The 11,609-nt window shown below is 74.0% G+C and carries 13 protein-coding genes; 4 read left to right on the forward strand and 9 right to left on the reverse strand.

The features are described from left to right. The first annotated feature begins 77 nt into the window (after positions 1-77). Positions 78-1,859, forward strand: a complete 1,782-nt coding sequence (locus AC4BG9_RS01245) for a histidine kinase N-terminal 7TM domain-containing protein (protein WP_490569264.1) — start codon at positions 78-80, stop codon at positions 1,857-1,859. Next, on the forward strand, positions 1,859-2,623 hold the full coding sequence (locus AC4BG9_RS01250; RefSeq protein WP_490569265.1) for a helix-turn-helix domain-containing protein: 765 nt from the start codon (positions 1,859-1,861) through the stop codon (positions 2,621-2,623). The genes AC4BG9_RS01245 and AC4BG9_RS01250 overlap by 1 nt, the downstream gene beginning before the upstream one ends. A 64-nt stretch (positions 2,624-2,687) precedes the next feature. Here AC4BG9_RS01250 and AC4BG9_RS01255 read toward each other — a convergent pair whose 3' ends face one another. Continuing rightward, positions 2,688-3,098 (reverse strand): hypothetical protein, encoded by a 411-nt coding sequence (locus AC4BG9_RS01255; RefSeq protein WP_490569266.1) that lies wholly within the window; start codon positions 3,096-3,098, stop codon positions 2,688-2,690. 166 nt (positions 3,099-3,264) lie between these two features. On the opposite strand from AC4BG9_RS01255, the gene AC4BG9_RS01260 reads away from it, so the two are divergent. Beyond that, positions 3,265-4,950, forward strand: coding sequence for a ribonuclease J (locus tag AC4BG9_RS01260; RefSeq protein WP_490569267.1), 1,686 nt, complete (start codon positions 3,265-3,267; stop codon positions 4,948-4,950). 39 nt (positions 4,951-4,989) lie between these two features. On the opposite strand, the gene AC4BG9_RS01265 is transcribed toward AC4BG9_RS01260, so the two are convergent. Then, on the reverse strand, positions 4,990-5,472 hold the full coding sequence (locus AC4BG9_RS01265; protein WP_490569268.1) for a pyridoxamine 5'-phosphate oxidase family protein: 483 nt from the start codon (positions 5,470-5,472) through the stop codon (positions 4,990-4,992). Between the two features lie 72 nt (positions 5,473-5,544). Between AC4BG9_RS01265 and AC4BG9_RS01270 the strand changes: the two genes are divergently transcribed. After that, a complete protein-coding gene (locus tag AC4BG9_RS01270; RefSeq protein ID WP_490569269.1) occupies positions 5,545-5,958 on the forward strand; it encodes a CoA-binding protein in 414 nt (137 codons plus the stop codon). Positions 5,959-5,971: 13 nt separating this feature from the next. Here AC4BG9_RS01270 and AC4BG9_RS01275 read toward each other — a convergent pair whose 3' ends face one another. The 7 genes from AC4BG9_RS01275 to AC4BG9_RS01305 are packed head-to-tail and all read right to left on the reverse strand — an operon-like array spanning position 5,972 to position 11,588. After that, positions 5,972-7,591, reverse strand: coding sequence for a phytoene desaturase family protein (locus AC4BG9_RS01275; RefSeq protein ID WP_490569270.1), 1,620 nt, complete (start codon positions 7,589-7,591; stop codon positions 5,972-5,974). 9 nt (positions 7,592-7,600) lie between these two features. Next, positions 7,601-8,047, reverse strand: a complete 447-nt coding sequence (locus tag AC4BG9_RS01280) for an SRPBCC family protein (RefSeq protein WP_490569271.1) — start codon at positions 8,045-8,047, stop codon at positions 7,601-7,603. 7 nt (positions 8,048-8,054) lie between these two features. Next, positions 8,055-8,333 carry a hypothetical protein gene (locus AC4BG9_RS01285; protein WP_490569272.1) on the reverse strand — a complete coding sequence of 93 codons (279 nt, stop codon included), beginning with the start codon at positions 8,331-8,333 and terminating at the stop codon, positions 8,055-8,057. Positions 8,334-8,392: 59 nt separating this feature from the next. Continuing rightward, complete coding sequence (locus tag AC4BG9_RS01290) at positions 8,393-9,571, reverse strand: heparan-alpha-glucosaminide N-acetyltransferase domain-containing protein (RefSeq protein ID WP_490569273.1); 1,179 nt, start codon at positions 9,569-9,571, stop codon at positions 8,393-8,395. Positions 9,572-9,576: 5 nt separating this feature from the next. Beyond that, positions 9,577-10,095, reverse strand: coding sequence for a 5-(carboxyamino)imidazole ribonucleotide mutase (purE, locus tag AC4BG9_RS01295; RefSeq protein ID WP_490569619.1), 519 nt, complete (start codon positions 10,093-10,095; stop codon positions 9,577-9,579). A 55-nt stretch (positions 10,096-10,150) separates the two neighbouring features. Next, positions 10,151-11,311 (reverse strand): 5-(carboxyamino)imidazole ribonucleotide synthase, encoded by a 1,161-nt coding sequence (locus AC4BG9_RS01300; RefSeq protein WP_490569274.1) that lies wholly within the window; start codon positions 11,309-11,311, stop codon positions 10,151-10,153. Positions 11,312-11,321: 10 nt separating this feature from the next. Next, positions 11,322-11,588 carry a winged helix-turn-helix domain-containing protein gene (locus AC4BG9_RS01305; RefSeq protein WP_490569275.1) on the reverse strand — a complete coding sequence of 89 codons (267 nt, stop codon included), beginning with the start codon at positions 11,586-11,588 and terminating at the stop codon, positions 11,322-11,324. Positions 11,589-11,609 lie beyond the last annotated feature (21 nt).

Genomic DNA, 11,609 nt, shown 5'->3' on the forward strand with positions numbered 1-11,609 from the left:
CGCTAGCGTGGGCGCCTGGCCGCTCGGGTCCCTGGGGCACAGGTGGCACAAGACTTTCGCTTCGGGAGGAGTCGCGAGTGCTGACCCTCCTGTTCGCCGCGCTCATGGCCTTCGCCGGCCTCGTCACGGCCGCGCTCGCGTCCTACGTGGCGTGGCGCCGGGAGTCGCGGATGGGCTGGAGCCTCGCCGTCCTGCTGGTCTCGGTCGCCTGGTGGGGGCTCGCCTACGCCGTCGAGCTCTCGGTCGACGACGTGGCCGACAAGACGCTCTGGGGCATCCTGAAGTACGTCGGCATCCAGACGCTGGCTCCGGCCTGGCTCACCTTCGTGCTCCAGTACACCGGCCACGGCCGGCTCGTGACCAAGCGCCTGCTGGCGCTGCTCTGCGTCGAGCCGGTCGTCGTGCTGACCCTGCTGGCGATCCCCGCCACCCACGACCTGGTCCGCTCCTACCCGGAGACCACCTCGGTCGACGAGCTGCCCGTGGTTGAGACCGGGCCGGCGTTCTGGGGTGTCCTGATCTACAACAACCTGCTGCTGGTGGGGGCCACCGCGCTCTTCGTGGTCAGCATGGTGCGGCTGGCCCGCACCTACCGCCGGATGGCCCTGGTCCTCCTGGCCAGCGCGATGCTGCCGTGGATCTCCAACCTGCTGCACAACTTCCAGGTCGGGTGGTTCGCCCGGATGGACCTGACGCCGTTCGCTTTCACCGTCACGGGCGGGCTGCTGGTGTGGGGGCTCTTCCACGAACGGCTGGTCGACCTCACGCCCCTGGCCCGCGGCGCGGTGCTCGACAGCATGGCCGACGCCGTCTTCGTCCTCGACGCCTTCGGCCGGGTCGTCGACGCCAACCCCGCCGCCGTGGCCCTCACCTCCGGACGCCGGTCCGCCATCCTCGACCGGCGCCTCGAGGACGTCCTCCCGGGGGCCCTGGGCCCGGGGCCCACCCCCGGCGAGCTGATCCTCACCGACGTGCCGCCCGGGTCGATGCCCCGGACCTTCGACGTCTCGCGCAGCGAGCTGCGCGACGACTCCCGCCGGGTGGCCGGCGAGGTCGTGGTGCTCACCGAGGTCACCCAGCGCGTCCGCGACCGGGAGAGGCTGCAGCGGGTGCTGGCCGCCAAGTCGCGGATCGCGGCGTCCCTGCAGGCGAGCATGGTGCCGCCCCGCCTGCCGGAGGTCCCCGGGGTCGAGCTGGCGAGCCGCTACGAGCCGGCCGGCGACGGCAGCGAGGTCGGCGGGGACTTCCTCGACGTCTTCGAGCTGGGCGCGACCGGCTCGTGCCCCAACGCCTGGGGGTTCGTGCTCGGCGACGTCAGCGGCAAGGGCGCCGAGGCGGCCGCGGTCAGCGCCGCCGCCCGCTACACCCTGCGTGCCGTGGCCGCCGCCGACCGGCCTCCCTCCGACACCCTCCACGAGGTCAACAGCCTGCTCCTCGCCCAGACCGAGAGCGAGCGCCACTGCACCCTGGTCTTCGGTCACCTGTGCCCCTCCGAGCACGGGACCCGGGTCACGCTCGCGCTCGCCGGGCACGACCCCCCGCTGATCCTGCGCCGCACCGGCGAGGTCGAGGAGGTGGGGGTCACCGGGACGGCGCTCGCGCTGCTCGACGTGGCCGAGCTGCACGACAGCACCTACGACCTGGCGCCGGGCGAGGTGCTCTGCGTCTTCACCGACGGCCTCGTGGAGGCCCGCCGGGACGGCGACATGTTCGGCACCGAACGGCTGGCCCTCCTCCTGCAGGAGCACCGCGACCTGTCCCCCGCCGAGCTCGGCGCGGCCATCAGTGCGCAGGTGCGGGCCTTCCACGGTCACGACCTGGCCGACGACCTGGCCCTGCTGCTGGTCCGCAGCGTCTGATGCCGGGCGAGCGCATCCGCGGCTTCCTGTGGCCCACCGAGTTCCTGGTCGTCAGCGACTTCCTCGAGGCGGAGCCGCACTCCCACGGGGCGCTGCAGCTCTCCGTCGGCCTGGAGGGTGCGCCCAGGGTGTGGCTGGACGGGTCCTGGCGCGAGGCGCCGGGACTCCTCATCGACACCGCCGCCGAGCACGGGTTCGACTGCGCGGGAGCGCTGACGGCGATCGGCTGGGTGGAGTCGGAGAGCCGGACGGGGCGCCTGCTCAGGGAGAACCTTCTGCGCGGAGCCCCCTGGTGCCTGCTGGGCGAGGAGACGACCGACGCGCTGCGCGGTGTGCTCACCGGGGTCGGCGACGTCGGCTGCACCACCGCCCGCCGACGCTGGTACGCCGCCCTGGAGGTGCTCGGCGCCGAGGACCACCACGACGCCGGCCACGACCCGCGGATCCGGGCGGTGCTGGACCACCTGCGCGAGACCCCCTCGCCGCCGCCCACCGTCGGCGACCTGACCCGGATCGCCCACATGAGCGAGAGCCGCCTCCAGCACGTGTTCCGCGAGCAGGTCGGCGTGCCGATCCGCCGCTACGTGCTGTGGCACCGCTACATGCTGGCGATGCGGGAGCTCTCCGCCGGAGCCACGGCCACGGAGGCGGCCCACGCGGCCGGCTTCGCCGACAGCGCCCACTTCACGCGGACCGCACGCACCCTCAACGGGTTCACCCCGACGAAGATGCCGTTCCGGGAGTGGCTGACCTCCTGCCCCTGAGACGGCCTCGCACCCCGCCGGGGACCGGCGGGGTGCGAGGGGGGGCGGGCAGGTGTGAGGCGGGTCAGCGGGGGACGCGGATGCTCCGGACGGTGCCGGTGACCTCGGGGCTGCCGATGACCACGAAGCCGCACGTGTAGAGCCTCTCGGGCCCGGAGTAGCCCTTCTCCACGTTGATGAACTTCTCCCGGGTCCCCTCGATGAAGGCGGGGCCGTCCTGGGACTTCTTGTACGTCAGGTAGATGCCGCCGTCGTCGCAGGAGCGGACGTAGTCGACCCTGCTGACCATCCGGGGCGCGGCCGCCGGCTCGCGCTGCTGCGCGGCGCCGGACAGGACCACCGACGGCTCCGTCAGCTGGGCGGGGCGGACGGCGACGTGGCCGGGGAGGTGGACCGCGGAGGCGCTGGTGGAGGTCGTGGCGGTCAGGGCGAGGGCGGCGGCGGTGAGGGCGGCGGCGCGGGTGAGTGTCTTCATGCCGAGAACCCTCGCGCCCCGCGGGGGCCGGTGGCTTGAACGTTCCTGCTGACCGGGCGAGCGGCGCCGCCGGGTCGCTCCGACGCCCGGGGCGTCCACTCCCCCGACCCGCGGAGGCGTGGGGGTCAGGCTGTGCTCCGGAGAACGTCTCGGCTAGCGTGACGCTGTGAGCCATCCCCACCCCGAACTCAAGCTGCCCCCGCGACTCCCGAAGGACGGCCTGCGCATCATCGGGCTCGGCGGCCTCGGTGAGATCGGTCGCAACATGACCGTCTTCGAGCACCGCGGCAAGCTGCTCATCGTCGACTGCGGGGTCCTGTTCCCCGAGGAGCACCAGCCGGGCATCGACGTGATCCTCCCCGACTTCACCTGGATCCGGGACCGCCTCGACCAGGTCGAGGCCGTGGTCCTGACGCACGGGCACGAGGACCACATCGGTGGCGTCCCCTACCTCCTGCGCGAGCGCAAGGACATCCCCGTCGTCGGCTCCACCCTGACGCTGGCCCTCATCGAGGCCAAGCTCAAGGAGCACCAGATCAAGCCGGTCCTCGAGCACGTCAAGGAGGGCGACCGGATCACCTTCGGGCCCTTCGAGCTGGAGTTCCTGGCGGTCAACCACTCCATCCCCGACGGTCTCGCGGTGGCGATCCGCACCTCGGCCGGGCTGGTCCTGCACACCGGGGACTTCAAGATGGACCAGTTCCCGCTCGACGAGCGCATCACCGACCTGCGCGGCTTCGCCCGCCTCGGCGAGGAGGGGGTCGACCTGTTCATGACCGACTCCACCAACGCCGAGGTCCCCGGGTTCACGATGTCCGAGCGCGACCTCACCCCCGCGATCGAGACCGTCTTCCGCACCGCTCCGCGCCGGATCATCGTCTCCAGCTTCGCCAGCCACGTGCACCGGATCCAGCAGGTGCTCGACGCCGCCCAGGAGCACGGCCGCAAGGTCGCGTTCGTCGGGCGCTCGATGGTCCGCAACATGGGCGTCGCCCGCGACCTCGGCTACCTGAAGTACCCCGAGAGCCTCGTCGTCCCGTTCGAGCAGCTCGAGAAGATGAACCCGAAGAAGGTCGCCATCGTCTGCACCGGCTCGCAGGGCGAGCCGATGGCCGCCCTCGCCCGGATGGCCAACCGTGAGCACAAGATCCGGGTGGCGCCGGGCGACACGGTGCTGATGGCCAGCTCGGTCATCCCCGGCAACGAGAACGCCATCTCCGGCCTGATCAACGGGCTCACCCGGTGGGGCGCCAAGGTGGTGCACAAGGGCAACGCGAAGGTGCACGTCTCGGGTCACGCCAGCGCGGGCGAGCTCGTCTACTGCTACAACATCGTCCGTCCGACCAACGTGATGCCGATCCACGGCGAGTGGCGGCACCTGCAGGCCAACGCCGACCTGGCGATCAGCACCGGCGTCCCGGCCGACCACGTCGTGCTGGCCGAGGACGGCGTGGTCGTCGACCTGGTCAAGGGCCACGCGACGATCACCGGCAAGGTCCCGGCCGGCAACGTCTACGTCGACGCCCAGACGGTCGGCGGCGCCACCGAGAACACCCTCAAGGACCGGCGGACGCTCGCCGAGGAGGGCGTGGTAACGGTGCTCGCCCTGGTCGACGCCGACACCGGCAAGCTGGCCGAGGAGCCCGACTTCATGATCCGCGGCTTCGTGCACGACCCGGAGAGCTTCCGCGACGCGATCCCGGTGGTGGAGAAGACACTGGCCCGGGCCGCGGCCGAGGGCATCGGTGAGGCCCACCGCCTCGAGCAGATGATCACCCGCGAGGTCGGCCGGTGGGCGCACCGCAAGTTCCGCCGCAGCCCGCTCATCATCTCCATCGTCGTCGACGCCTGAGCAGCCCGGGCCCGGGCACGCGGACGCCGCGTGCCCGGCCTAGAGGTCGACCTCCTCGTGGTCGGCGTCGAGGGTGTCGCCGGTCATCTTCGCCTTGACGAACGAGACCACGGTCGCCACCCGGCCTCCCGGCGCCGCCCAGTACTCCGCCGAGACGCCGGCGACCTTCAGCACGCGCAGCCGAGGGTCGTCCGGCCCCTCGGGGAACCACGCCTGCGAGGCGGCGCTCCAGAACTCCTCGATCCGCGACCGGTCCTCCAGCAGCTCGGCACGTCCGGCCACCGACAGCCACGCCCCGCTCTCGGCGAAGGCCACGTTGACCTCGGCGGCGGTCGCGAGGTCGCGCGCCAGCTCGGTGTCGGCGGCCGCGAGGAACCAGATGGCTGCCTGGTCGTCGACCAGCTGCGGCGTCATCGGCCGGGAGTGCAGCTGGCCGTCCGCGCTGCGGCTGGTCACCATGGCGATCCGGGCCTTCCGGGCGATCTCGAGCACCCGCTCCCGGTCGGTGTCCTGGTCGCTCATCGTCGGCTCCTCTGGTCAGCTGGGCTCTCCGCCTCGTCCCCGAGCCGTACCCGGCCCGCTAGGTTCGGAACCATGAGCGTCCCCTGGATCGATCCCGCACACGTCGACCTCATGCTCGACGAGTGCCAGACCTGGGCCGTCGTCGGCCTCTCCGGCGACCCCTCGCGCACGGCGTACTCGATCGCCGCGCTGCTCCAGCAGCGCGGCAAGCGCATCGTGCCCGTCCACCCCGACGCCCCCGTCGTGCTGGGCGAGCAGGGCTACGCCTCGCTGGCCGAGGTGCCCTTCGAGATCGACGTGGTCGACGTCTTCCGGCGTTCGGAGGCGGCCGGGCGGTTCGCCGACGAGGCCGTGCAGGTGGGCGCCAGGGGCGTCTGGTTCCAGCTCGGCGTCGTCGACCACGACGCCTTCGAGCGCACCACCCGGGCCGGCGTCCCCATGGTGATGGACGCCTGCCCGGCCATCGAGTGGCGGGCCCGCGGGTGACCGCGGGCCGGGCTCAGCGCCCGAAGGGGAGCAGCGACCGCACCCGGGCGTGGGCCAGCGCGGCCCGCGCCGCGTTGTTGCCGCAGGCGCCGTGGACGCCGCCGCCGGGGTGCGCGGAGGCCGAGGCGAGGTAGAGCCCCTTCACCGGTGTCTCGGCCCGCCCCAGGCCCGGCACCGGGCGGAAGACCAGCTGCTGGTGCAGCTGGGCCGTCCCCCCGCCCAGCGCCCCGCCGATGAGGTTGGCGTTGCGGGCCTCCATCTCGTGCGGGCCCAGGACCCGGCGCGCGACCACCAGGTCGGCGAAGCCCGGGGCGAGCTCCTCGAGCTGGGCCTGCATCCGGTCGGCGAAGCGCTCGTTCTCGTCGTGGTCCCACCGCCCGGTCAGGCCGTCCTCCCCCGCGTCGGAGGTGACGTCCTGCGGCACGTGCGTGTAGGCCCAGAAGGACTCGGTCCCGGCGGGCGACCGGGTCGGGTCGGTGGTGGTCATCTGACCGGTGAGCATGAACGGTCGGGCCGGCACGGCCCCGGTCTGGACCTGCGTCAGCGCCCGGGTCATCTCCTCCACCGAGGAGGCCACGTGGACCGTGCCCGGGGCGTGCTCGGGCTCGGTGCGCCACGGGATCGGCCCCGACAGCGCCCAGTCGACCTTGACGGTCCCCGGGTCCAGCTGGAAGCCCCGCATCCTCCGGTGGACCCGCTCGGGCAGGTGCTCGGGCGCGACCAGTCGGCCGTAGAGGTGCGGGGCGGCGACGTCGGCCAGCACCGCCCTGGCCGGGTGCCGCGTCCCGTCGAGGGTCTCCACGCCCACCGTGCGTCCGTCCTCGACCAGCACCCGGGAGACCTCCGCCGAGACCAGGGTAGTGCCGCCACGGGAGGTGAAGCGCCGGTGCAGCGCCTCGGCGAGCTTCGCGGCCCCGCCCTCCGGCACCGGGAAGCCGACCGTCTGGCCCATCATCGACATCATCAGGGCCATCAGCCCCGACCCCGGGGCGTCCAGCGGGATGTCGGCGTGCCCGGCGTTGCCGGTGAGCAGCAGCTGCGCCCCCGCCCCGCCGAACCGTCCACGCGCCAGGTCGAGCGCCGGGGTGAGCAGCGTCCGCACCATCTCCAGCCCCCCGACGCGGGGCAGTCGCGCCGCGAGACCGACGCCCGCCCTGACCGGCGGGAAGGGGGAGAGCAGTCCGTCGACGAGCCGGTCGCCGACGGTGTCCCACTCCCGGCACAGCGCCAGCCAGGCCGCGCCGTCACCGGGCGAGAACGCCTCGAGGCTGCGCGCGGTCACCTCCCTGTCCCGGTGCAGCAGCGCCCAGCGGTCCCCCACCAGGTGCCCCAGCACCGCCGGGGCGTGCCGCCAGGTCAGCCCGTGCTCCTCGAGCCCGAAGGAGCGGATCGTCGGCGAGACCCCTGCCAAAGGGTAGAAGGCGCTGAAGGTGTCGTGCACGAAGTCGTCGTGCACGTCGGTGTCGCTGCGTACCGCGCCGCCGATCGTGGGCTGGGCCTCCAGCAGCAGCACCTGCCAGCCGGCGTCCACCAGCCGGTTGGCCGCCACCAGCCCGTTGGGGCCGGCACCGACGACCACGGCGTCCCAGCCCCGGCCGGCTGGGAGCGTCGGTGCCACCTCAGATCCGCTCATGGGGGCAGGCTAGCGGCGGCGCTCGGCCAGGTAGGCCAGGCGGCGCAGCGACTCGGTGTTGCGCCAGACCAGGGCGGGCTGGCGCACGGCCGAGGGCACCAGCGCGGCGGGTCCGCTGCGGGCGTCCTCACGCATCACCACCTCGGTGGCCGGCCCGGAGGTCCCGGTGGCCGGGAGCAGCTCGATCTCCACCATCGCGTCACCCGCCGGCCAGGCGCGCGCCTTGAGCAGCAGGCGGCGCCCCTCCTCGCACTCCACCACCTCGGTGCTGTCGTCGATGAGCAGCGGCCAGCTGCCCACGGAGTGGTAGAGCTGCGTGCCCGCGGCCGGCCAGCCGTCGTCGACCTCGCGCATCCGGGACGCGCCGACCACCCAGAGCGGGTAGAGCCACCCGTCGCACAGCACCCGCCACACCTGCTCGGGCGGCGCCTCGAGGACCCGCCGGTTCTCGCTCACGGTCGGGTCACCGGGAGGACTCGTTGGACTCTTCGGGGATCCCGTGGCGCGGCGGCGCGTCCGGTCCCTGCGTCCCCTCCTGGGCCCGGTCGTCGCCGGCGGAGTGGTCGGGGGCGCCGGCCACCGAGTCGCCCGGCGAGACCTCCCCCGCCTCGGCCATCGAGCTGACCTCGGAGACCTGGCCCTCGGACTGGCCCTCGGACCGGTCGGCAGGCTTGGCTCCCGACTCGGCCTCGGTGCTGTCGTCCCTGCCGGAGCGGGGCTTGTCGTCGTGGTTGGCATCCATGACCACTGCGTACCCCGTGCACCCCCCGGGCCATTCATGCCCCGCCAGGAGCGTCGCCCTCAGGTCGCTCGCGGCCTCGCCACGGCGCTCACCGTGGCACCGGCTCCCCGGGCCGTGGCCCCCACCACCGTCTCCAGGGGGCCGCGCCGCCCCAGCCCCACCAGCACCGCCCCGGCACCGGCCAGGACCAGCACGTGCCACCGGAAGCTGTCCGGACCGTCGGCGGGCCAGAGCCACTCCGAGCGCATCGCCACGTGGAGCGCATAGAGGGTCAGCGTCGCGGTGCCGGCGCCGAAGAGCACCGCCACCCCCCGGCGCCCCGCGGCCGGCAGCCGCTCCACCACCAGCAGCGCCAGCCCGGTCACCAGCAGGGCGCAGCCGATCGTGTGGAGCAGGTCGAAGGGGGTGGCGCTGTGCGGCGCCCGCACCAGCAGCCACTCCCAGGCGCCCGTCGGCGTGGTGCCGAACATGCCGCCCGCGACCTGGTCGAGCAGCGCCTCGCGAGAGGCCGGCTCCGGGCCCAGCGCCGACGGCTCGGCCAGCAGCGCCTCGACCACGTCGCCGCGCCGGGTGGCCAGGTCGGAGGCCACCCACGCCACCACGGCGGCCACCGCGCCCGCGCCCGCGACGCCCGCGGCCACCCGGGCCCGGGCGAGGTCCAGGCGACCGACGCCCATCCCCACCAGCAGGTAGGCGATCCAGGGCAGCACCGGGTAGTAGCCGGTGAGCACCAGCTCGCCGAGCAGCTGCCCGGGGTCGGCCAGCTGCTCGAACGACGGGCTCGCCCACCCGCGCTCGGGCAGCGAGGGCCGCAGCAAGTGGGAGAGGACCGGGGTCGCCACGACCCAGACGGCCGCCCACCCGAAGAGCGCCCGCGAGCTCAGCCCCAGGAAGGGCAGCGCGCAGACGAACAGGAGGCCGTAGTAGGTCAGGATCACCGCGATCCCGCTGTCCAGCTCGGCCAGCACGAGGCCGACCAGGGCCACCAGCCCCGCCCGGACCACCAGGCTCGCCGCCGCCGACGCCCACGCGGCGCCCCGCGGCGGCCGCCGGCGGCCGGTGACCAGGGCGATGCTCACCCCCGCCAGCACGGCGAAGAGCGCCGAGGCTCGACCTCCCGCCAGCTCCTGGGCGAGGGCGAGGTCGCCGTCCGGCGTCCGCGGCTCGAGCACGTGCGTGGCCACCATGCCCAGCAGGGCGAGGCAGCGCGCCACGTCGAGTCCGACGAGGCGGGACACGGCCGTCAGAAGCCGGCGCGGGGCTTGTCGCCGCGGGCCGCCTCGTGGACCGCCCGGCCGCGGGTCATCGCCTCCTCGCGCAGCGCCGCCTGGAAGTCGACCATCCGCTGCCTGAGCACCGGGTCACCGGCCGCCAGGATCCGCACGGCGAGGAGACCGGCGTTGCGGGCGTTGCCCACCGCCACCGTCGCCACCGGGACGCCGGCCGGCATCTGCACGATGGAGAGCAGCGAGTCCATCCCGTCGAGGTGGCGCAGCGCGACCGGCACCCCGATCACCGGCAGCGGCGTCAGGGAGGCCAGCATCCCGGGCAGGTGGGCCGCCCCGCCCGCGCCGGCCACGATGACCGAGAGACCGCGCTCCACGGCACCCCGGCCGTAGGCCACCATCTCCTCGGGCATGCGGTGGGCGGAGACCACCTCCACGTCGCGGGCGACGCCGAACTCGTCGAGGGCGAGCGCGGCCGCCTCCATCACCGGCCAGTCCGAGGCCGAGCCCATCACGATGCCGACCCGGGGGGTCACGGCGCCCTTCTCGTCCACGCTCTGCTCGCCCACGCTCTGCTCGTCCACGCTCTGCTCACTCACTCTCGTCTCCCAGCTCTCCGGCGAACCACGCGGCGGCGTGGCGGGCGCGTTCCAGGCAGTCCTCCAGGTCGTCCCCGAAGGCGTTGACGTGGCCGACCTTGCGACCCGGCCGCCAGTCCTTGCCGTAGAGGTGGACCCGCAGCCGCGGGTCCCGGGCCAGCGCGTGGTTGAGGCCGTCGTAGAGCCGGCCCGCGTCCTGGGGGCCGCCCAGGATGTTGACCATCACCGTCCACCGCTCCCGGGGCTCCGGGGAGCCCAGCGGCAGGTCCATCACCGCCCGCAGGTGGTTCTCGAACTGCGAGGTGACCGCGCCGTCCTGGGTCCAGTGGCCGGTGTTGTGGGGACGCATCGCCAGCTCGTTGACCAGGATCCGGCCGTCGGTGGTCTCGAAGAGCTCGACGGCGAGGATGCCGGTGACGTCCAGGGCCCCGGCGACAGTCAGCGCCACCTGCTGGGCGCGGCCGGCGAGCTCGGGGTCGAGGTCGGGGGCCGGCGCGACGACCTCCTTGCAGACGCCGTCGACCTGGGTGGAGGCCACCACCGGGTAGGCGGCGGCCTGGCCGCTGGGCGAGCGGGCGACCAGCGCGGAGAGCTCGCGGCGGAAGTCCACGAGCTCCTCGGCGAGCACCTGGACGCCGGCCCGGTCGGCGGCGTCGAACGCCGCGGCGACGTCCTCGGGGCCGCGCACCACCCACACGCCCTTGCCGTCGTAGCCGCCCCGGGTGGTCTTGAGCACGCAGGGGAAGCCGAAGCCGGCCACGTCCTCGGCGTTCATCACCAGCGCGTGCCGCGGGCTCGGGATCCCGAGCTCGTCGAGCCGGGCCCGCATCACCGCCTTGTCCTGGGCGTGCACCAGGGCGTCGGGGCCGGGGCGGACGGCGAGACCGTCGGCGGCCAGCGCGCGCAGGTGCTCGGTCGGCACGTGCTCGTGGTCGAAGGTGACCACGGCGCAGCCGCGGGTCACCGCGCGGAGGTCGTCGAGGTCGCGGTGGTCGCCGACGAGGTGGTCGACGACGACCTGGGCCGCCGAGACCCCATCGGCCTCGGCGAGCAGCCGCAGCGGCAGGCCCAGCGCGATCGCGGGCTGGGCCATCATCCGGGCCAGCTGGCCACCACCGATGACGGCGAGGGTCGGAGCGAGCGGGGTCGGCACGGGCAGCACCCTAGCCCGAGGCGCTGCGCCCCTCCGGGCGGACGTCCGCGGAGGCGTCCTGGCCGGTCTCGAAGCGGAGCCCCCGGCCCCGGACCGTGGTGATCAGCCGCGGGTTCCGGCTGTCGTCGCCCAGCTTGCGGCGGACCCACCCCAGGTGGACGTCGATGGTCTTCGAGGAGGTGTAGAAGGTGGCCCCCCACACCTGCTGCATCAGCTCCTGCCGAGTCACCAGGCAGCCGGCGCGCGAGATCAGCGCATGGAGCAGGTCGAACTCCATCCGAGAGAGCCTGACCTCCGC

This window comes from Nocardioides sp. Z40_12 (assembly GCF_058215795.1).

What these genes read in the sequence shown, in the direction of transcription:
- AC4BG9_RS01255 (WP_490569266.1), bottom strand. Translation starts at nt 3,098, where the DNA reads ATGAAGACACTCACCCGCGCCGCCGCCCTCACCGCCGCCGCCCTCGCC.
- AC4BG9_RS01275 (WP_490569270.1), bottom strand. Translation starts at nt 7,591, where the DNA reads ATGAGCGGATCTGAGGTGGCACCGACGCTCCCAGCCGGCCGGGGCTGG.
- AC4BG9_RS01305 (WP_490569275.1), bottom strand. Translation starts at nt 11,588, where the DNA reads ATGGAGTTCGACCTGCTCCATGCGCTGATCTCGCGCGCCGGCTGCCTG.
- AC4BG9_RS01285 (WP_490569272.1), bottom strand. Translation starts at nt 8,333, where the DNA reads ATGGATGCCAACCACGACGACAAGCCCCGCTCCGGCAGGGACGACAGC.
- AC4BG9_RS01250 (WP_490569265.1), top strand. Translation starts at nt 1,859, where the DNA reads ATGCCGGGCGAGCGCATCCGCGGCTTCCTGTGGCCCACCGAGTTCCTG.
- AC4BG9_RS01270 (WP_490569269.1), top strand. Translation starts at nt 5,545, where the DNA reads ATGAGCGTCCCCTGGATCGATCCCGCACACGTCGACCTCATGCTCGAC.
- AC4BG9_RS01265 (WP_490569268.1), bottom strand. Translation starts at nt 5,472, where the DNA reads ATGAGCGACCAGGACACCGACCGGGAGCGGGTGCTCGAGATCGCCCGG.